Here is a 20319-nt window from a genome sequence, read left to right on the forward strand (position 1 = left end):
GACGCCGTGCGGGCTTGGCTCCGGCCCCCGGGGGGCTCGCACGGGGGCCGGATGCCGGTGCTTCAGGCGAGGTTGTGGAAGACGTGCTGCACGTCGTCGTCCTGCTCCAGCATGTCCACCAGCTTGAGCACCTCCGTCGCCTGATCCTCGGGCAGCTCCTTCAGGGTGCCGGGCAGGGGGATGTACTCGGACTGGGTGGACACGGGCGTCAGGCCCTTGGCTTCGATGGCCGACTGGAGCTTGCCGAAGTCCGCGAACTTGCAGCGCAGGAGCAGCTGCTTCTCGCCCTTCTCGCCCGTCGTCTCGCCCATCTCCTCCAGGCCGTGGTCGATGAGCTCCAGCTCCAGCTCCTCCTGGTTCACCCCTTCCGCGTCCAGGCGGATGGCGCCCATGTGCTCGAAGAGGCGGGACACGCTGCCGGCCGTGCCCATGCTGCCGCCCAGCTTGGTGAAGGGGAAGCGGACGTTGGCCACCGTGCGCGTGACGTTGTCCGTGGCGGCCTCCACCAGGATGCCCACGCCGTGCGGGGCGTAACCCTCGTACAGGAGGATCTGGTAGTCCGCTTGGTCCTGGCCGCTGGCGCGCTTGATGGCCGCGTCCACGTTCGTCTTCGGCATGTTCGCCGCGCGGGCGTTCTGGATGGCCCGGCGCAGCGCGGGGTTGGACTCCGGATTCGGCCCGCCCGCCTTCACCGCGATCACGATGTCCTTCGTGATGCGCGTGAACACCTTCGCCATCTTGTTCCAGCGGGCGAACATCGTCGCCTTGCGTGTCTCGAAAATGCGTCCCATGGTGTCCTCAATATATCGTGAGCCGCTCCGGTGGAGAGGCTTTCGGAGCGGGAGCCCGTGTCATCCGCGCGGGAAGCGGCTCTCCAGCGCGTCGGCCAGGGGGCCCGCGCCCGTGCGCAGGGGGTCCACGCAGGGCAGGGCATGCGCCCGGCCGGTGGCCTCCAGCAGCTTCAACGCCTCGTCCTCGCCCAGGTGTTCGGTGTTGATGGCGATGCCCGTGCATTGGATGGCCGGGTTCGTCAGCCGTCCCTCCAGCGCCGTGCGGTCGATGACGTCCTGGATGGACGGCAGCGGGTGCTTCACGCCGCGCATGCGCGTGCGCGTGGGCTCGTGACAGACGATGAAGGCGTCCGGCTGCGTGCCATGCAGCAGGCCCAGCGTGACGCCCGCGAAGGAGGGGTGGAACAGCGACCCCTGGCCCTCCACCACGTCCCAGTGATCCGCGTCGTTCGCGGGCGTGAGCCACTCCGCCGCGCCGGAGACGAAGTCGGACACCACGGCGTCCAGCGCCACGCCGCGCCCGGAGATGAGGATGCCCGTCTGGCCGGTGGCCCGGAAGTCCGCCTTCCACCCGCGCTGGCGCAGCTCCCTCTCCAGCGCCAGCGCCGTGTACTTCTTGCCCACCGCGCAGTCGGTGCCCACCGTCAGCACGCGCAGGCCGGGCCGCTTCGTGCCCTGGCCGGTGGCGAAGTCCCGGTCCGGGAAGCGCACGTCGAGCAGCCTGCGGCCATGCTTCGCCGCGGCCTGCGCCACGGCGGAGAAGGAGGACAGCCGCTGGTGCAGTCCGGTGGCCACGTCCAGGCCCGCCTCCAGCGCCCGCACCAGCGTGTCCACCCACGCGTCCGCCAGCACGCCGCCCGGGTTCACCACGCCCACCACCAGCGTGCGCGCGCCAGCATCCTTCGCCTGGGCGAGGTCCATGTCCGGCAGCCCACAGTCCGCCGCGCAGCCCGGGAGGCGCAGCTGCCCCACGCACCACTCGCGCCGCCAGTCCACGATGCCGTGGGCCGTCTTGGCCGCGAGCTGATCCTTCACGTCTCCGAGGAAGAGCAGGTAGGGCTTGTCGATGTCCACGCGCGGTGCCTTAGCACGGCCGAAAAACGGCGTGGAAATGGCGCGGGGGAATAAGCGCGACACCGGACGTAACAGGGAGGAGCCCGGACACGGGCTTCCCCTCGGCCCCGGAGTCCCCTCATGCGCTTCATGTCTTCCGCCGCGTTCGTGTTCGCCGCCTCGCCCAGCCGTTCGTGGAGGTCATCCCGGCGTCGAGCAGCGTCAACGCGAGCACCTGCAGGAGCGTGGCGCGCTCCGGGGCCTCGTTCGGCGACAAGCGCGGTGTCTGGTACGCGCTGGGCTCGCTGACCACCGCCGGCAGCCGGCTTCCGCCGGGCATCTTCTTCCCGAACGGGCTCTGCCTCCTGCGCTTCAAGAGCGGCACGGGCGGGACGGGCTCCAGCAAGATGCGCGTCAGGGGCATCGGCGCGGCGCTGGGCGTCTCCAAGACCCGGTTGCGCACGGGCGTCCGCCTGGGGACCCCCTCCTGCCAGCCCTCCGGGCCGCCGCCCTGGGACCCCCACCCGCGAGGCGGGAAGCGCCGGGGAGGGTGTCGACGGACTTCGCGGGCGGGGCGGCTCCTGCTAGGAACGCCCCCGTGGTCTTCCGCCCGCGATCACCCCGCGCCGTCCCCCGGCCACCCGGAGAGTCCTCCGCATCCGCGCCGGAGGTGCCTTCGGCTTCTCGTGAGGACGCCGCGGAGTTCCAGGAACTCATCGCGAGGTGCGCGCCGGCCCTGGAGGAGCGGGCCCGCATCCTGTGCCGGGGCCGCAACCCGGCGGACGCGAAGGACCTGCTGCAGGAGACCTACGAGCGGGCCTTCCGCGCGTTTCATACATATGACCGGTCCGCGCCTCCCATGGCGTGGCTGGCGTCCATCCTCGTTCGACGCTTCCTCGACTGGTGCCGGTACGACCGGCGCCACCCCCAGGAGGAGTTCACCGACGCGATGGGGGATACCCTGGCGGAGGTCGAGCCCGCCCCGGAGACGTGGGCGCGCTACACGTTGGAAGACGTGTGGCAGGCGGTGGAACAGCTCCCCCCGGAGCTGCGCGAGGTGGTCCGCATGAAGGACATGGAGCGACAGAGCTACGCGGAGATCGGCCGGCGGCTCGGCATCCCGTCCATGACGGTGGGCACCCGCCTGTTCCGGGCGCGCAAGAAGCTCAAGGAGCTGCTCCTTGCCCGGCAAGGCACCGCGGGGGGCCCGACGTGACCGTCTCCTGTGAACAGCTCGCCGCCTTCGTGGACGGGGAGCTTCCGCTCGATGAGGCCGAGGCCTTCCAGGTCCACCTCGCGGCCTGCGCGGAGTGCCAGTCCGCCCTGGAGGACCAGGTGCAGGCGAGCCTCCTCGTGCAGGCCGCCGCGGAGGACCGCGCCGCGTCCGGCGCGCGGCCTCAGGAGTCCGTGAGCGCGGAGGCCGGGAGGCCCTCCGGCATGGACGTCCGGTCCGGTGCGTCTTCGGGTGTGCAAGGCGGCTCCGCCGCTTCGGCCTCGGGTCCGGGGCTCCGGTCCGTTCCCGGCACGGGAAGCCCGTCAGCGCCCGACGCCGCGACGCGGTCCTCGTCCGCGCGCCCTCGTGCCCGCGCGGCCTGGGATCGCCGCCGCGTGGCGGGCTTCGCGGCCGCGGCCGCCGCGGTGGTGCTCGCGGTGCTGGCGGTGGGACGTCCGTGGCGCTCCACTGAAGCCGAGCGCGCGCTGCCCTTCGCGCTCGCCTCCGCGCGCCCCCTGGAGGGCCGGCCGAGCCACCCGGGGCTCGCGGAGTACCGCCCCACGGGCACGCTGCGCGGCGGCGCGGAGGGCCGGCCGGAGCTGGACCTCAAGGCCCTGTCGGAGCTGGAGGCCCGGGGCGATCTGCACGGCGTCGCGACCGCGTGGCTCGCGGCCGGGGACTTCGAGCGCGCGGAGCGCATCCTGGAGCGCCTGCCCGCGTCGCCCGCCGTCCTGGGAGACCTGGCGCTGGCGGCCCTGGGCCGCGCCCAGCCGGAGCGCGCGCTGATGCTGCTGGAGGTGGGCCTGGAGACGGCGCCGGACGACGCGCGGCTGCACTGGAACCGGGGCCTCGCGCTCCAGGCGCTCTCGCTGGAGCTGGCCGCCGCGGCGGAGCTCTCCCGCGTGGCGCAGGCGAAGGAGCCCGGCTGGAGCACCGAGGCCACCGAGCGCGCGGACGGCCTGCGCAAGGGCGCGCTGGCGCGGCGGGACTCGTGGCAGGCCATGAACGCGGCCGGCATGGCGCTGGCGCTGGACGGCACGCCGTACCCGGCCTCGATGGCGCGGCGCAACCCGGACCTGGCGCGGCTGTACCTCTACCACGCGGTCCGGGCCGCCCCGTCCGTGGCGCGCGTGAAGGCGCTGATGCCCCTGGCCGAGGTGCTGGACGACGCCAACCACACGCAGACCGCGACCGCCTACGTGACGCGCGTGGCGGCGGGGGACTTCCGCAAGCGCGGCCCGCTGGCCAACACCTACCGCGAGCTCCTCGCGGGCACGCGGTCGCTGGAGGGCGCGGAGGCGGACGCGTTCCTCGCGCGGCTGCGGCGCTCCGGCGAGCACGACCTGCTGCTGGGCGCCATCCTGCTGCTCCACCAGGAGGACCGCCTCGTCGACGAGCTGACGCTGCTGGTCCGCCAGTCCGGAGAGCCCGCCTGGTACGACGCCCCGCTCGCCCGGGGACGGGCGCAGGCGGCGCAGGACCGGGGGGACATGGAGACGGCGGAGGCGTCGCTCGAGAGCGGGCTGGCGGCGTGCCGGAGCGCGGGCTTCGGGTACCGCTGCGTGGACCTCCAGCGGCACCTGGCCGCGCTCTACAACCGGCTGGATCGCCGCAAGGAGGCACAGGCGCTGGCGCGCGCCGCGCTGGAGGAGGCGCTCCGCACCGACAGCTGGTACCAGGAGGAGCTGCTCCTGTCCGACCTGGTGACGAGCGCGCGGCTGAGCCACGCCCCGGCGCTGGCCCGCGCCTACCTGGACGAATACCTCCAGCACGCGCCGGAGGACTGCGCGCGGCGCTCGGAGTACCACCACGCCCGCGCGCTCCTCTTCGTGGAGGACCTGGACGCGAGGCGGGCCCGGCACGAGGTGCAGGACTCGCTCTCCTGTCCCACCGCGCCCACGCTCCTGGAGGTCGCCGTCGCCGGAGACCTGCTGCGGCTGGAGGGCAGCACGGTGCCGGGCCGCGAGCTGGACCGCGTCCGTGAGCGCATCCGCGTGCTGCGCGAGGACCCGTCGCTCACGCCCGGCGAGCGGCTGCTCGTGGACCACATCGAAGGGCGCATCCTCATCGAGCGTGACCGCGAGGCGGGGCAGAAGATCCTGCGCGGCGTCATCACCGGGTCCGCGCTCCTGCGCTCCACGGACATCGAGGCGCGCAAGGCCTGGGCCCACAGCCACCACGTGCTGGCGATGGACGCGGGCCGGGCGAGGGAGTGGGGCTCCGCGGTGGACCTGCTCGCCGAGGAGGTGGACCGCGCCGCGCCCACGTCGTGTCTGCTGGCGCTGGCCGGCCAGGACGAGCGGCTGCTCTTCGTGGCCCGGGGCCCCACGGGCGCGAGCAGCGGGCAGTACCTCCACGCCCTCCAGCGCCCCCTGCGCGAGCAGGTGCCCGCGGTGCCCGAGCCCATCCTCCAGGCGCTCGCCGGCTGCGACGGGGTGCGGGTGCTCGCGGAGCCCATCCTCCAGGGGCGCCCGGGGCTGCTGCCCGCGGACCGCGCGTGGAGCTACCTGGCCCCGGGCGGCCACCGCGTGGAGGCCCCGGCCGTGGCGCCCGCCCCGAAGCGGCTGGTGGTGTCGGACGTGGAGCCGCCCGCGACGCTGGGGCTGGCGCGCCTGATGCCGTGGAAGGGCGTGGCGGGCCCGGGCGACGTCCACCTGCGGGGCCGCGCAGCCACGCCGTCGGCGGTGCTCGCGGAGATGGAGGACGCCACGGAGGTGGAGCTGCACACGCACGGCCTCTCCGGGACCGTGTCCGACGCGGCCTTCCTGGCGCTGTCCCCGGACGCGGCCGGCCGCTACGCGCTCACCGCGGAGGAGCTGGAGCGGCATACGCTCCGGGGCGCGCCGGTGGTGATGCTGGCCGCCTGCGACGCGAATGTGGGCGCGTGGCGCTACCACGCGGTGTCGAGCCTTCCCTCCGCGCTCATCCAGGCGGGCGCGCGGGCCGTGGTCGCGCCCTCCACGGAGGTGCCGGACGTGGAGGCCGGGGCCTTCTTCCAGGCGCTGGTGGAGTCAGTGCGGCGCGGCACCCCTCCGGCCCAGGCGCTCCGGGACACACGCGCCAGGTGGCTCCAGCGGGGCAGCGCCCGGTGGGTCCAGGATCTGGTCGCGTTCGAATAGGGAGCGTCCCGGCGAATATTCGCGCCGCTGTGCGTAAGAGAGCTGGGAGGAAGCATGATCACGCGTTGGAAGTCCGCAGTGGGAGCGGTGGCCGTGGGACTCGTCACCCTGTCGGCGGCGCAGGCTGGCGCCCAGCAGGCGAAGGTTCGGAACCACCCGGTGAAGGTCGCCCCGGCGAAGCCCGTCGCGAGCCCGGCGACGGAGAAGGCCACCGGCGCGGTGGACGTGGCCGTGGACGAGGGCGCCAGGGGGACCCGGCTGTACCGGTATGACCGGAGCAGCGGGAAGCTCACCCTGGTGAAGCAGCTCACCCAGAAGGACGCGGCCAGCGCCACCTCGGGCTTCAAGGCGCTGTCGGCCGTGGAGGCCGGGGGTGGCACGGCCTTCGTGGATTCGGAACGCGGCGGCGCCGTCGCGCCCGAAGGCCCGCGCCCCAAGGGCGGCGGCCCCCCGGGCGGACACGATCCGGGCCTCATCACCCAGGCGGACCTGGCCAACATCAACCGCGAGCTCGCCGCGATGAAGCTGAACAAGGCCCAGGTGAAGGTCGCGACGCCGGCCCAGCGGTAATCCCAGTCGCTCACGCGAAGCGCCGGACGGCCGTGGCGCCGGGGTAGGGACACGTGCCCTCACCCCGGGGGCCCACGGCCTTCACGTTCCTGGATGGATGCCGGGCCGCGCGTTCAACCCCAGACGCCCCGAGTGTCGGCCCTGCCGTTGCTCCCGCGTTTCCCGCACTTCGCGCGCCTTGCCACACGTACAACGTGCTCACACTTTTCGTGCGTGAGGGGGCGCAGCTCGCCCGTTTGTCTTTGACGCCCTTCTCGTCCGAATGACCGTGGGGCCGGAGCATCCGCGGTGGCAGGAGGGAGCACACATGGGGAACGTGGAGAACGGGCAGCGCCGCGGTGGGGGCATGTCCGCGCGGTGGGCGAGGGTGGGGCTGACGCTGGTGGTGCTGGGGACGGGCTGTGGCCCGGGGGCGCGCGAGCCCTCGCCAGCGGATCCGCCGGCCACGCGGGAGCAGGGGGCGCTCAGCTACAACAGCCTGTCGTTCAACGGGCTGTCCTTCAATGGCCTGTCGTTCAACGGCCTGTCGTTCAACGGGCTGTCCTTCAATGGCTTGTCATCCCAGGAGTTCAGCGCGTGGTTCGACATGGAGCCAGCGCTCGCGGACGAGGTCATGCGCTACGTCGTGCGCTGCGCGGTCCCCGCCGGGCAGACGCGCTCGTACACGGATCCCGAGACGAGCACGGAGTACACCTGGGCGGGGCTCCTGGGCCTGGCGCCGGGGTGGGCCGGCGGCGCCCCCGCGACGGTGGCCGAGCAGGAGGTGATCTCCGCGTGCCTGGCGGCGCACGCCAACCCCTTCGGCGTGAGCGTGCCCATCTCCGTGCTGGGCCGGGATGGGGCGGGGACGGAGATCCCCGCGTCCGAGGAGGAGCTGGCCACCTTCGCCTGGCCGGAGTCGTGCTTCTTCGGCAACCTCTTCCAGGGCCAGGGCGTGTACGCGGGCAGCCAGAACCCGCCGCTGGACGCGACCCAGAGCACCACGCGCGCGTGCGCGGTGGTGGATGGCTCCGGGGTGCCCCGCATGACGTGCGCGCCGCTCACCTACGTGGGGCGCTGCTCGGACGTGTGCACGCCGGAGGGAACGGTGGGGCTGACCTTCACCAGTTGCACGGCGGGAGGGCTGGCCTTCCAGCCGCTCACCACGCGCCTGCGCGCCGCGGAGCTGGCCGTCTGCGGCGACGGCACCTGCCAGGTGACGGAGTCCTGCGGCGCGTCCAACACCTACAACGCGTGCGCGGCGGACTGCGGCGCCTGCCCGTGACGTGAACGTGGGGCGGCCTTCACCCGGAGTGGGAGCCCAGGCCGGAGGCCGCGCCCGCGCGCAGCCGTTCATGCAGCGCGTCGGTGAGCAGGTACCAGAACTGCACGTTGCCGAAGCTGAGGATGTCGCCGCCCCGCAGCGGCACCTCGCGCTGGCCGATGGTGCTGGCGTTGACGAAGGTGCCGTTGGTGGAGCCCAGGTCGCGCACCGTGCAGCGCGCCTCCGCGCGGCTCCACTTCAGCTCCGCGTGCTGCTTGGACACGGACGCGTCGTCCAGCACCAGCTCGCAGTCCAGCCGCCGGCCGATGCGCAGCACCTCCGAGTCCCGGAGGGTAGGCAGGGTGGCGACGAGCAGGTCGTCGAACTCGAAGAGCAGGGCGAGCATGCCCTGCTCGACGTCGCCGGGGTCCGCCATGCGGGTGGGCGCGAGCGCGGCGGCGGACAGCTCCGACGGCGGACGCTGCACGAGCGCGAAGGGACCCAGCTGATGTTGAAACGCACCCACGGGGAGGGCGGCGGCGAGCGCGCGCAATTCCTGGACGGACAGCACGTGGGGCAGCCTAACGGGTCGGCCGTCGGGCGCCCAGCCACTACCGGACGTTGCCGGTACGGCTTTCGTTGACCGGCCAGTCACTCGTTCCCTACATTGATCCTTTCGAGTCGCGGGCCGGGTTCCAGGAGGGAACGCCGGACCCCGATGCCAGCAGGTGACGGAAGGAGCGGTGGTTCGATGAGCGGGAGCGACAACATCCCGATGACCCCCTACGGTCTGCAGAAGCTCAAGGACGAGCTGAAGCACCTCCAGTCCGTGGAGCGGGGCAAGATTTCGCGTGAAATCGAAGTCGCGCGCGCGCACGGCGACCTTCGCGAGAACGCCGAGTACCACGCGGCCAAGGAGAAGCAGTCGCACATCGAGGGGCGCATCCTGACCCTCAACGACTGGATCGCCCGCGCGGAGGTCATCGATCCGACGAAGCTGGGCGGGGACAAGGTCGTCTTCGGCGCCACGGTGGAGCTGGTGGACACGGAGAACGACAAGGCCATCAGCTACCGCCTGGTGGGTGAGACGGAGGCGGACCTGAAGAAGCGGTGGATCGCCGTGACCTCGCCGGTGGCGCGCGCGCTCATCGGCAAGAAGGTGGGCGACATCGCCACGGTGCAGAGCCCCGGCGGCGTGCGCGAGCTGGAGGTCGTGACGATCCGCTTCGAGGATCCGCAGGAGGAGCCCTCCAGCGCGAGCTGAAGCCGGCTGGCTGGAGTTCCTTCGGGGGGGCGGGCCTGGGCTCGCTCCCCCGGTTTCGTTTTCCCCGTGGCGTCAGGGGCGCTTCGTAGGATGGAAGCTGGAAACACCGCGTGAACCACCCGCTCGCCAGCCTCGTTGGACCTCTCAAGTACGCGTGTCAGCGTGACTTCGCCCAGCTCGGGACCGTGCGGGATCTGCGCACGCTGATGGAGCGCACCCTGGCGACGGCTGGGGGCGTGGATGCGCGGGCGCTGGAGGACCTGAGGGCGGCGCTGCCGCACGTGGATCCGCCCGCGCCGCCGGAGCACCGCAAGGCCGCGCTGCGCCAGGTGCTGGGCGCGCTGAAGCTCAGCGGGGTGACGCTGCCGGAGGAGCTGGAGCGGGTGGTCGTCACCGGGGAGCTCAACGCCGTGGCGGCGGGGTTCCCCCGGGCGCCGGAGCGCGCGCACGTCCTCGAAGGGGAGCTCGTCCCCGCGCTGCCTCATCGCCGGCTGACGCCCGCGCAGGGCACGGCGGAGGTGCGAGCCAACACCGTGCCGCCGTGGCGTTCGCGGGACCCCGTCCCCCCGCTGGGAGGCGGGGCCGCGTCCCCGCGCCCCGTGACACCGCAGGGGGCACCGGCGAAGGGGGAGCCCGTGCCCTACGGGGCTCGGATGGCCGCGGCCCGGGCGGGCGCCGCGAGCCCGGCACCGGGCGCTGGCGGGGCCGCGGGGCCCGCGCCGGGTCAGGGTGCCCGGGGCGGTGCACCGGCTCCAGGCGACGCCCAGCCCTACGGCGCTCGCATGGCCGCGGCCCGCAACGCCGCCGCCGCTCCCAACAGCGCGCCGGCGCGGGCTCCGGGGGCGAAGCCCCCCGTGAAGGGCGCGCCGCCCGCGGACCGCGCTCCCGCGGAGAAGGCCCGGAAGAAGAAGGCCAAGGCCGTGGGCGCGGAGGCGTCCCGCTCCGAGGCCAGGCTCCTGTCCATCGCGCCGCGCACCGGCCCGCTGTCCGCGCCGCTCAAGTCGCTGGGCAAGCGCCTGGGGCCGCGCCTCGTCGCGGTGCTCGACAAGAAGGGCCTGCGCCGCACGGGCGACATCCTGTTCCTCCTGCCGCGCTGCTACGAGGACCGCCGCCGGCTGCGCACCATCGCGGAGCTCATCCCGGGGGCGCGCGGCGTGACGGTGGGCACCGTCAAGACGGCCGACTTCGTCCCGGGGCGCGGCGGCCGCCGCATGTTCCGCGCCGTCGTGGGCGACCGCTCGGGCAGCATCGCGGCCACGTACTTCAACGCCGGGCCGTGGCTCAAGAGCCGCTTCTCCGTGGGCAAGCAACTGGTGCTCTCCGGAGAGGTGCGCGCCTCGATGAACGGCCGGGAGATGGCCCACCCGGAGCTGGAGCCCGCCGAGGACCTGGAGAGCTCCACCTCCGTCCACTTCCACCGCATCGTCCCCATCTACCCGGGCTTCGAGCGCGGCGAGCAGCGCTCCTTCCGCGAGCTGGCCGCGCGCATCAGCGAGCAGCACTCGCACCACCTGGAGGAGCCGCTGCCCGCGGACCTGCGCCGCCGCTACCACCTGATGGGCTTGCCGGACGCGCTGCGCTTCATCCACTTCCCGCCCGACGACGCGGACCTGGAGGCGCTGGACGCGCACCAGAGCCCCGCGCACCGGCGGCTCGCGTTCGACGAGCTGTTCTTCCTCCAACTGGGCATGGCCCTCAAGCGCCAGGGCATCAAGGCGGAGGAGGGCATCGCCTTCGACGTCACCCCGGAGCGGCTGGACAAGGCGCGCGCCGCGCTGCCCTTCCAGCTCACCGGCGCGCAGGCGCGCGTGGTGGGTGACATCGCCCGGGACATGGCCCGCCCGGAGCCCATGAACCGCCTGGTGCAGGGCGACGTGGGCAGCGGCAAGACGGCCGTGGCGCTCGTGGCCGGCATGGTGGCGCTCCAGGACGGCTACCAGGTGGCGGTGATGGCCCCCACCGAAATCCTGGCCGAGCAGCACGAGCGCACCTTCCGCCGCATCCTGGAGCCGCTGGGCTACCGCGTGGGGCTCATCAGCGCGGCGGGCACCGCGAAGCACAAGCGCGAGGTGCGCGAGGCCGTGGGCAAGGGCGAGATCCACCTCGCGGTGGGCACGCACGCGCTGCTGGAGGGCGGGGTGTCCTTCCAGAAGCTGGGGCTCGTGGTCATCGACGAGCAGCACCGCTTCGGCGTGCTCCAGCGCCACACGCTGATGAGCAAGGGGCTCACGCCGGACGTGCTGGTGATGACCGCCACGCCCATCCCGCGCACGCTCGCGATGACGCTCTACGGGGACCTGGACGTGTCCATCATCGACCAGCTCCCGCCGGGCCGCACGCCCATCACCACGCGCGTCTTCAACAACGAGCAGCGCGCGCGCGTCTACGAGGCCGTGGGCGCGGAGCTGGCCAAGGGCCACCAGGCCTACGTCGTGTATCCGCTGGTGGAGGAGTCGGAGAAGCTGGACCTGGAGGACGCCACCCAGGGCGCGGCGAAGCTCCAGACGGTGTTCCCCAACGCCAGCGTGGGCCTGCTGCACGGGCGCATGAAGCCGGAGGAGAAGGACGCCGTGATGGAGGCCTTCCGCGAGAAGCGCATCCAGCTGCTCGTCTGCACCACGGTGGTGGAGGTGGGCGTGGACGTGCCCAACGCGTCCGTCATGGTGGTGGAGTCCGCGGAGCGCTTCGGCCTGTCGCAGCTGCACCAGCTGCGCGGGCGCGTGGGCCGTGGCGCCGCGGCCAGCTACTGCTTCCTCGTCGCGGGCACCGCGCGCTCCTGGGAGTCCACCGAGCGGCTGGGGGTGATGGAGCGCAGCAGCGACGGCTTCGTCATCGCGGAGAAGGACCTGGAGATCCGCGGCCCCGGTGAGTTCCTGGGCACGCGGCAGAGCGGCCTCCCGGAGCTGGCCGTGGCGAACCTGGTGCGCGACGGCGACCTGCTGTCGCTCGCCCAGGCGGAAGCGCGGCGCATCATGGACACGGACCCCCAGCTCAAGGACCCTGAGCACCAGGGGCTCGTGAAGGCGCTGGAGGAGCGCTGGGAGGGCCGGCTCGCGCTCGCCCGGGTGGGGTAGGACCGGGGAGGCGGGGCCTCGGCCCCCGGATTGTCTCGCACTGTCGGCGTGCTTACTTTTCCGCTGGAGGACCCTGGGGGATGCACGCGATGGGAGATTGGGGCCGAGCGGAGTATCTGGCGCGGCAGGGCATCCGGGACCCGAAGGTGCTCGCGGCGATCGCCAACCTGAGCCGCGCGGACTTCGTGCCCGCGGGCGAGCGGGAGGTGGCCTACCAGGACGTCCCCCTGCCCATCGGCCACGGGCAGACCATCAGCCAGCCCTACGTGGTCGCCCTGATGACGGAGGCCCTGCGCCTGCGCGGCTGTGAGCGCGTGCTCGAGATCGGCACCGGCTCCGGCTACCAGACGGCGGTGCTGGCCCTGCTGGCCCGCGAGGTCTTCACCGTGGAGATCGTCCGCGAGCTGGCCCGTCCCGCGCGGCGGCTGCTCCACCGGCTGGGCTTCACCAACGTGTTCTTCCGGGAGGGCGACGGCTCCCAGGGCTGGCCCGAGGCTGCCCCCTTCGACGCCATCATCGCCACCGCCGCGCCGGAGGAGATCCCCCGGGAGCTGCTGCGGCAGCTGAAACCCGGAGGGCGGATGGTCATCCCCGTGGGCGCCAGGCACGAGCCGCAGGAGCTGCTGCGCGTCCGCCGGAGACAGCCGGGGATGCTGCCCCGGGTGGACCACCTGCTGCCGGTGCGCTTCGTTCCCATGACGGGCCTGGGCTCAACCCCGCGCTGAGGGCCGCGCGGGGGGCGACGGGCCGCGCGCCCGCATGCCCACTCCTCGCGTCCCGGGTCGCGTTGCCGAGCGGAGAGGGGACCGGTAACGTCCCGGGCATGATCATCTGCCCGGTCTGCGACCACGTGCAGTCGGAAGGCGAAGAGTGCGAAGGCTGTGGCAAGCGTTTCCCCGGCCTCCTGAACGTCCCGGCGCCCGTCGTGGCCCCGCTGCCGGAGCTGGAGCTGACGCACCACGTGGGGGGGCGCGTGCCGGTGGACGCGCCCGCGCTGCCGGAGCTGGACCTGACGCGGCTGCGCTCGGGGCCGGACCTGCCGCCCATGTCCGTGCCCGACCTGGAGCTGACCCGTTCTGGGGTCACGGGCGACGTGCCCGTGGCGCAGATGGCGGACCTGGACACGGGCCGCGCGCAGGACGACGGCGTGCGCACCGCCGCCCCCGTGGGCGCGGTGACGTGCCGCTACTGTCGCCACGTCCAGGCGGAGGGCCTCCTGTGTGACGGCTGCGGCATGCGGCTGCCCCGGGCCCGCGTGGCGGCGCCGGTGGCGGCGAAGCGCCGGGACGAGGGCGAGCGCGTGCCCTGTCCCTCCTGCCACGTGCCGGCCTGGCCGGGCCGCGCGTGCGTGGCGTGCGGCACGAAGGTGGAGGCATGACGGCGGGCCCGGCGCTGAAGGCGGGCTACGCGTGCAGCGAGGGCTGCGGCTTCACCGCCTCGCTGTGGGACGTCGTCTACCGCTGCCCGCGCTGCGAGGGCCTGCTGGAGGTGGTCCACGACGAGGCCGCCCTGCGCGCCACCCCCGCGGCGGAGTGGAAGCGCCGCTTCGAGTCCCGCTTCGCCACGTCCCGGCTGCCGGACGGCTCCGGCGTCTGGGGCAAGCGCGAGTGGGCGCTGCCCGAATTGCCGGCGGAGGACATCGTCTCGCTGGGCGAGGGCCGCGTGCCGCTCAAGCCGCTGCCGCGCATGGCGGCGGAGCTGGGGCTGGGCTCGCTGGTGTTGAAGGAGTGCGGCGTCTCGCCGACGGGCAGCTTCAAGGACTGGGGGATGACGGTCCTGGTGTCGGCGGTGAAGCACCTGCGCTCGCGCGGCACGCCCATCCGCGCGGTGGCGTGCGCGTCCACGGGCGACACGTCCGCGGCGCTGTCCGCGTACGCGGCGGCGGCGGGCATCCCCGCGGTGGTGTTCCTGCCGAGGAACAAGGTGTCGCTCGCCCAGCTCGTGCAGCCCATCGCCAACGGGGCGCGCGTGCTGTCGCTGGACACGGACTTCGACGGCTGCATGAAGCTGGTGCAGGCGGTGACGGCGGACACGGGGCTGTACCTGGCGAACTCGATGAACTCGCTGCGCATCGAGGGCCAGAAGATGATCGCCATCGAGCTGTGCCAGGACCTGGGCTGGGAGCCGCCGGATTGGATCGTCATCCCGGGCGGCAACCTGGGCAACGCGAGCGCGCTGGGCCGTGGCCTGGACCTGCTCTTCAACCTGGGGCTGATCTCCCGCCGTCCCCGCATCGCGGTGGCGCAGGCGCAGCGGGCGAACCCCCTGGCGCGCGCCTTCCGGGGCGGCTTCCAGGAACTGGTGCCCATGCAGGCGGGGGCGACGCTGGCGTCCGCCATCCAGATCGGGAACCCGGTGTCCTTCCGCCGCGCGGTGCGGATGCTGCGCGCGTTCGACGGCGTGGTGGAGGAGGCGACGGAGTCGGAGCTGGCCAACGCGGCGGCGCGGGCGGACCGCGAGGGGACCTTCACCTGTCCCCAGACGGGCGTCGCGCTGGCTGCGGTGGAGAAGCTGGCCGCGTCGGGCGTGATGGCGAAGGGCTCCAGCGTCGCGGTGGTGGCCACCGCGCACGGGCTGAAGTTCGCGGACTTCAAGGTGGGCTACCACCGGGAGGCGCTGAAGGACGTGAAGGCCGCGCACGCGAACCCGCCGCTGGAGCTGCCCGCGGACCTGTCCGCCGTGCGCGAGGCCCTCCAGGACCTGGGCTGAAGCCTCGCGCGTGTCTCCCGGCGGTGCTACTCCACGTCGAGCGCCACGCGCGACTCGATGGTGAGCCCGAAGCCGGAGATGCCCCGGTAGGTGATCTCCGTGTTGGACATCACGCGCATGGTGCTCACGCCCAGGTCGGTGAGGATCTGGCAGCCCATGCCCACGTCGCGGGACTCGTTGGCCGCGCGGCTGGCGGCCGCGTTGCCGCCGTCGCCCGTGCGCTTGTGGTGGATGCCGAAGTCGTTGCCGTGCATGCCGGGCAGGTAGACGATGACGCCCGTGCCCTCGCGCGCCACGTTCTCCATCGCGCGGTCCAGCAGCAGGTGGCACTTGCAGTCGGGAGAGCCGAACACGTCGCCCATGGCGCAGGCGCCGTGCAGGCGCACCAGCGGGGCGGGCTGGGTCTTCGACGGGTCGCCCTTCACCAGCACGAGCGACTTCGCGCCGTCGGGCGTCCACGTGTACGTGAAGGCGGTGAACTCACCGTGGCGGGTGCGCACGGCGCCCTGGCCCGGCTCGCGGCGGACCAGGCGGTCCTTGCGGCTGCGGTACTCGATGAGGTCCGCGATGGTGATGAGCTTGAGGTCGTGCTCGCGCGCGAACTGCTTGAGGTCCGGCATGCGCTGCATGGTGCCGTCGTCCTTCACCAGCTCGCAGAGGATGCCGGACGGCTGGAGGCCGGCGAGGCGCGCCAGGTCCACGGCGGCCTCGGTGTGGCCCGCGCGGCGCAGCACGCCGCCTTCGCGATAGCGCAGCGGGAAGATGTGGCCGGGGCGCAGGAAGTCGTCCGCGGTGCTGTGGGGGTCCGCGAGCGCGCGGATGGTCTTCGTGCGGTCGCTGGCGGAGACGCCGGTGGTGGTGCCGTGGCGGAAGTCCACGGAGACGGTGAAGGCGGTGCGGTGGGACTCGGTGTTCTCCGCCACCATCTGGGGCAGGCGCAGGGCGTCCAGCCGCTCGGCGAGCATGGGCTGGCAGATGATGCCGCTGGTGTGGCGCACCATGAAGGCCAGCGTCTCGGGGGTGGCCAGCTCGGCGGCCATGATGAGGTCGCCTTCGTTCTCGCGGTCCTCGTCGTCGGCGACGATGACGCACTTGCCGGCCTGGATGTCGCGGATGGCCTCCTCGATGGTGTTCAACTCGGAGTCACGGCTCATGTCGGGGGAACTCATCCTGCTGACGACGTGGAGAGGCATGGTTCGCGGCATGTAACGCGAGGGGGGTGGGGTGGCAAGCCATGCCCGGGAAGCGAGCGTGCGTCCGCTCAATGGCTGGGATGAGCGTCACCTGGACTGCGCGTCCGTGTAGGTAGGTCCCGGCGGGGGCGGCGACTCGACGGGCTGGGGCGTGTGATGTAGGGTGCTCGGCTCCGTGAGCGCAGACAACCAGGACAAGCGGGCCCGGTTCGACCAGCTGCAGGAGAGCCTGGCGACCCGGCAGAGCACCACACACTTCGCCCACGCGGGCGTGTCCATCATCGCCTTCATGTTGATTGCCGGGGCGGCGGGGAAGCTGTTCTACGACTCGCTGCGCACGCCGCTGCTGGCCTGGGGGGCGTCGCTGCTGGCGCTGGGGCTGCTGGTGTACGGCTTCATCAGCTACCGCAAGGGCCGCGCCGTGCTGCTGGAGGAGCTGAGCCAGTACGAGGCGATGCTCGCGCTGCGCCGCGAGCTGCACCTCGACAACCCCGCGGCGCTCCTCCCCCGGTGAGCGCCGGGAGGAAGGTCGCCCTGCCGGGGCGGTTCATCGTGCTGGAGGGGCTGGACGGCGCCGGCACCACCACGCAGACCGAGCGGCTGGCGTCGGCGCTGAGGGCGGAGGGGCGCGCGGTGGTGACGACGCGCGAGCCGTCCGACGGTCCGGTGGGGACGATGCTGCGTCAGGCGCTCACGGGCCGGCTGGGGTTGCCGCACGGCCGGGGCCCGCTGGCGCAGGAGACGCTGGCGCTGCTGTTCGCGGCGGACCGGACGGATCACCTGCACGCGCGGGTGCTGCCGGCGCTGGAGCAGGGCCAGGTGGTGCTGTGCGACCGCTACGTGCTGTCGTCGCTGGCGTACCAGGGGGCGAGCCTGCCCATGGCGTGGGTGGACACGGTGAACGCGCACGCGGTGTCGCCGGACCTGACCCTGTTCGTGGGCGTGGATCCGAAGGTCGCGGCGAACCGCCGGGCCGTGCGCGGAGGCCCCGCGGAGCTGTTCGAGGCGGACGAGGCCCAGCGGCGGATCGCGAAGCAGTACCTCAAGGCCATCACGCTGCGGCAGAAGCGCGAGCGCATCGTGCACATCGACGGTGAGCTGTCCGTCGAGGCCGTGACGGACGCGTGCCTCAAGGAAGTGCGGCGGGTGCTCGCGCGCAAGCGCTGAGCCCGGGCGCTCCCGGCGTGCCGGGGGCATGGATCTCCGGATCGATTTATCACCGGGGCCCGGGTCGCTTATCGGGTGGGCGCACCCTTCATTCCTGACTGGTATGCGCCCAATCGCCCTTCATCCCCCGGCTCCTGGCCTTCGTTCGCGGTTCCACCTCCGAAGCCTTTCGACGCTCGCGCTGCTGGTGGCCGCCTTGGTGGCGGGCGCCTGCGGCGGGTCCGATGCGCCCGCGGGTCCTTCCCCGTCGCAGCCGCGCGACGCGGGCGTGGATGCGGGGGCGGGGACCGTGGACGGCGGAGCGGATGGCGGTGCGGGCGAGCAGGATGGCGGCACCGAGCCTCTCCCTTCAGATGGGGGAGGGACGCCTCCCGCGTTCACCTTGTGGACGCCCCTCGAGCAGACGGTCCGTTTCGAGCTGTCCCCCGTGTTCGCGCAGGCGATCAATGTGACCCGCGATCCGTCCTTCACCGGGGAGGTCGCGATCACGGTGGAGGGCCTGCCTCCCCACGTGCGCACCACCCAGGCCCTGCCGGTCGTCATCCCCGAGGGAGCGACCGCGACGCCGCTGGGCTACGTCCCGGACGAGTTCGCCGCCTATGGCCAGTTCTCCCTCAAGGTGGTGGGCGTGGGGGGCGGAGCGCGGGTGGAGTTCCCGCTCACCCTCAAGGTGGAGCCCGCGCCGGCCGCGCTGGACAGCGCCTTCGGCACGGAGGGCGTGGCGACGCCGGCGCTCGGCCTGCCCGTGGTGAAGATCAACGCCATGGTCGTGCAGGCGGACGGCAAGTGGATCCTCGTCGGCTCCACCGGCTACACGGGCGCGAGGGACGTGCTGGTGGCGCGCCTGCTTCCGGATGGAACGCCGGACGCCACGTTCGGCACGCGGGGCGTGGTGGTCAGCGACATCTGCGGGGGCGATGACTACGTGGATGCCGTCACCTTGCAGGCGGATGGCCGCATCGTCGTCGCGGGCGGCGCCATCTCCGGCACGAATACCTGCGCGGGGACGAAGTACCAGAGCTTGCTGCTGGCGAGGTACACGCCCGCGGGCGTGTTGGACACCACGTTCGGGGGGACGGGCGTGCGCACCTTCCAGCTCTCCACGGGGGTCGCCACCCTTCACGCGGTCACCCTCGACGCGAGTGAGCGGATCATCGGCGCGGGCACGGTCGAGAACGACGGCCTGGACATGGTGGTGATCCGCCTGACGGCGCTGGGCGCCCTGGATACGACCTTCAGCGGGGACGGCGTGGCGACGGCGGACGAGGGGCGCCAGGATGATGGCCTGTGCGTCGTCGCGGAGCCCGACGGCAAGATCCTCGTGGCGGGGACCTCCACGGGCAGCTTCGATACGCTGGCCCTGCGCCGCTTCAACGCCAGCGGTACGCGGGACAGCACCTTCCACTACGCCGCGGCCTTCAGCTCGCCGGACATCACGCCGAGGACGCTGCTCCGGCTGTCGAACGGGAAATGGTTGGTGGGGGGGAGGGCGGTGGATTCCGATGGGAACAGCCGGGCCGTGGTGGCGCGGCTGAGCGCGTACGGGGATCAGGACACGTCCTTCGGCGACGCGGGTTACGCCTTCTTCACGGCGGGGCGCCCGGGCGGGCGGGAGGCGGTCGTGGGCATGGATCTGCTGGCGGATGGCACCCTGGTCGCCGCCACCTGGAGTCAGGACGCGAAGGGGGCCTCCGGGCTGGGCGTCGTGCACGTGGCCTCGAATGGCGCGAGCATCGTGCGCGCGCACCGCACGGACCTGCCCGGGGAGGAGCAGCCCACGGCCGCGAAGTTGGACGCACAGGGCTTCCTGCGCGTCACCGGGACGCGAGTCCCGGAGGGACAGAGCGAAGCCGTGCCTTTCGTGACCCGCTTCCACCCGTATTGACACAAACGAGCACTGGCTGTTGGAGCGCCACCCGTTCCTCTCACCGAGTCAGGCTCGGCGAGAGTTGATGCAGTCGAAGCAGGCGGCCTGAATACGACCAACCTGGTGTCTCGACAATCCGGTGCGGTACACGATGTCCATCCGGCCAATCGTCGTGTCGCCGTGGCGCAGGATGTCCGCCCCCTCGGGCTGACTCCAGGGCAGGGCGGGTCCACGCTCGAGCACCGCGCGGGTCCACCCCCCGGGGTCCGTTGGAGTAGAGTCGGCGTCTCCATGGAGCGGACCGGCGCGGCGGCGATCATCATTGGCAACGAGGTCCTCACCGCGAAGGTGAAGGACGAGAACGGCCCCCACCTCATCCAGCGGCTGCGGGAGGTGGGCATCCCGCTCGTCTCGGTGGAGACCATCCTGGACGACGTGGACGCCATCGTGGACGCGGTGTCTCGCGCCCGGCGCAAGGCCCGCTACGTCTTCACCAGCGGCGGCATTGGCCCCACCCACGACGACGTCACGGTGCGCGCGGTGGCGCTCGCGCTGGGCAAGCCCGTGGTGCGCCTGCCGGAGATGGTGTCGGCCATCCAGGCCCGCGCGGGCACGTCTCCCGTGACGCCGGAGTCGCTGCGCCTGGCGGACGCGCCCGAGGGCACGGTGCTCATCGCCCAGCCGGGCATGTGGTTCCCCGTGCTGACCGTGGGCGACCTGTTCCTCCTGCCGGGGGTGCCGCAGCTCTTCCGGCTGCAACTGGAGACCGTGCTGTCGCGGCTGAGCGGCACGCCGGTGCACCTGGTCAACCTGTACTTCAAGCTGGGCGAGAGCGCGCTGGCCGCCGTGCTGGACCGCGTGGCGCTGGACATGCCCCACGTGGCCATCGGCTCGTATCCCGTGTTCGACGGGGCCCTCGACTACCGCGTGAAGGTCACCGTGGAGTCCCTGGAGCGGGCCCACGTGGATGACGCCGTGGGCCGCCTGCTCGCGGGGTTCCCGGCGGACGCGCTCGTCCGCAGGGAGTAGGCGCGGGCCCGTCGCCGGGCCCGGGGG

The 20319-nt window shown here is 72.9% G+C and carries 18 protein-coding genes; 13 read left to right on the forward strand and 5 right to left on the reverse strand.

What is annotated here, in order from left to right:
• Positions 1–62: 62 nt before the first annotated feature.
• The 3 genes from U8525_RS17765 to U8525_RS17775 form a co-directional block, all read right to left on the reverse strand.
• A complete protein-coding gene (locus tag U8525_RS17765) occupies positions 63–791 on the reverse strand; it encodes a YebC/PmpR family DNA-binding transcriptional regulator (RefSeq protein ID WP_374267196.1) in 729 nt (242 codons plus the stop codon).
• A 60-nt stretch (positions 792–851) separates the two neighbouring features.
• Positions 852–1865 (reverse strand): N-acetyltransferase DgcN, encoded by a 1014-nt coding sequence (gene dgcN / locus U8525_RS17770; RefSeq protein ID WP_374267198.1) that lies wholly within the window; start codon positions 1863–1865, stop codon positions 852–854.
• Between the two features lie 127 nt (positions 1866–1992).
• Entirely contained in the window at positions 1993–2307 is a 315-nt protein-coding gene (locus tag U8525_RS17775; RefSeq protein WP_374267200.1) for a hypothetical protein, read from the reverse strand.
• Between the two features lie 207 nt (positions 2308–2514).
• Here U8525_RS17775 and U8525_RS17780 point away from each other — a divergent pair, with 207 nt between their 5' ends.
• The 4 genes from U8525_RS17780 to U8525_RS17795 all read left to right on the forward strand — a co-directional run bounded on the left by U8525_RS17780 (position 2515) and on the right by U8525_RS17795 (position 8010).
• Positions 2515–3060 carry an RNA polymerase sigma factor gene (locus U8525_RS17780; RefSeq protein ID WP_374267202.1) on the forward strand — a complete coding sequence of 182 codons (546 nt, stop codon included), beginning with the start codon at positions 2515–2517 and terminating at the stop codon, positions 3058–3060.
• On the forward strand, positions 3057–6176 hold the full coding sequence (locus U8525_RS17785; RefSeq protein ID WP_374267204.1) for a CHAT domain-containing protein: 3120 nt from the start codon (positions 3057–3059) through the stop codon (positions 6174–6176). The genes U8525_RS17780 and U8525_RS17785 overlap by 4 nt, the downstream gene beginning before the upstream one ends.
• A gap of 54 nt (positions 6177–6230) precedes the next feature.
• Entirely contained in the window at positions 6231–6746 is a 516-nt protein-coding gene (locus tag U8525_RS17790) for a hypothetical protein (RefSeq protein WP_374267206.1), read from the forward strand.
• 307 nt (positions 6747–7053) lie between these two features.
• Positions 7054–8010: a hypothetical protein gene (locus U8525_RS17795; RefSeq protein ID WP_374267208.1), complete on the forward strand. Its 957-nt coding sequence runs from the start codon at positions 7054–7056 to the stop codon at positions 8008–8010.
• A gap of 19 nt (positions 8011–8029) precedes the next feature.
• On the opposite strand, the gene U8525_RS17800 is transcribed toward U8525_RS17795, so the two are convergent.
• A complete protein-coding gene (locus U8525_RS17800; RefSeq protein ID WP_374267210.1) occupies positions 8030–8560 on the reverse strand; it encodes an FHA domain-containing protein in 531 nt (176 codons plus the stop codon).
• A gap of 180 nt (positions 8561–8740) precedes the next feature.
• Between U8525_RS17800 and greA the strand changes: the two genes are divergently transcribed.
• The 5 genes from greA (at position 8741) to thrC (ending at position 15036) form a co-directional block, all read left to right on the forward strand.
• Positions 8741–9253: a transcription elongation factor GreA gene (gene greA / locus U8525_RS17805; protein WP_374267212.1), complete on the forward strand. Its 513-nt coding sequence runs from the start codon at positions 8741–8743 to the stop codon at positions 9251–9253.
• Between the two features lie 110 nt (positions 9254–9363).
• Complete coding sequence (gene recG, locus U8525_RS17810; RefSeq protein WP_374267213.1) at positions 9364–12327, forward strand: ATP-dependent DNA helicase RecG; 2964 nt, start codon at positions 9364–9366, stop codon at positions 12325–12327.
• A gap of 89 nt (positions 12328–12416) precedes the next feature.
• Entirely contained in the window at positions 12417–13052 is a 636-nt protein-coding gene (locus tag U8525_RS17815) for a protein-L-isoaspartate(D-aspartate) O-methyltransferase (RefSeq protein ID WP_374267419.1), read from the forward strand.
• A 98-nt stretch (positions 13053–13150) separates the two neighbouring features.
• Positions 13151–13705: a hypothetical protein gene (locus U8525_RS17820; RefSeq protein WP_374267215.1), complete on the forward strand. Its 555-nt coding sequence runs from the start codon at positions 13151–13153 to the stop codon at positions 13703–13705.
• Positions 13702–15036, forward strand: a complete 1335-nt coding sequence (gene thrC, locus U8525_RS17825) for a threonine synthase (RefSeq protein ID WP_374267217.1) — start codon at positions 13702–13704, stop codon at positions 15034–15036. Before U8525_RS17820 ends, thrC begins: the two co-directional genes overlap by 4 nt.
• Positions 15037–15062: 26 nt before the next feature.
• Here thrC and ribB read toward each other — a convergent pair whose 3' ends face one another.
• Positions 15063–16190: a 3,4-dihydroxy-2-butanone-4-phosphate synthase gene (ribB, locus tag U8525_RS17830; protein WP_374267219.1), complete on the reverse strand. Its 1128-nt coding sequence runs from the start codon at positions 16188–16190 to the stop codon at positions 15063–15065.
• Between the two features lie 214 nt (positions 16191–16404).
• Here ribB and U8525_RS17835 point away from each other — a divergent pair, with 214 nt between their 5' ends.
• The 4 genes from U8525_RS17835 to U8525_RS17850 all read left to right on the forward strand — a co-directional run bounded on the left by U8525_RS17835 (position 16405) and on the right by U8525_RS17850 (position 20292).
• The gene (locus U8525_RS17835) at positions 16405–16743 is read left to right on the forward strand and encodes a hypothetical protein (RefSeq protein ID WP_374267221.1); all 339 of its coding nucleotides are present in this window, start codon (positions 16405–16407) and stop codon (positions 16741–16743) included.
• On the forward strand, positions 16740–17396 hold the full coding sequence (tmk, locus tag U8525_RS17840; protein WP_374267223.1) for a dTMP kinase: 657 nt from the start codon (positions 16740–16742) through the stop codon (positions 17394–17396). The genes U8525_RS17835 and tmk overlap by 4 nt, the downstream gene beginning before the upstream one ends.
• A 382-nt stretch (positions 17397–17778) precedes the next feature.
• Positions 17779–19281: a hypothetical protein gene (locus U8525_RS17845; protein ID WP_374267225.1), complete on the forward strand. Its 1503-nt coding sequence runs from the start codon at positions 17779–17781 to the stop codon at positions 19279–19281.
• Positions 19282–19554: 273 nt separating this feature from the next.
• Positions 19555–20292: a competence/damage-inducible protein A gene (locus U8525_RS17850; RefSeq protein WP_374267226.1), complete on the forward strand. Its 738-nt coding sequence runs from the start codon at positions 19555–19557 to the stop codon at positions 20290–20292.
• Positions 20293–20319: the final 27 nt, after the last annotated feature.

The sequence above is a fragment of the Corallococcus sp. RDP092CA genome (assembly GCF_041903675.1).
Taxonomy (GTDB): Bacteria; Myxococcota; Myxococcia; order Myxococcales; family Myxococcaceae; genus Corallococcus.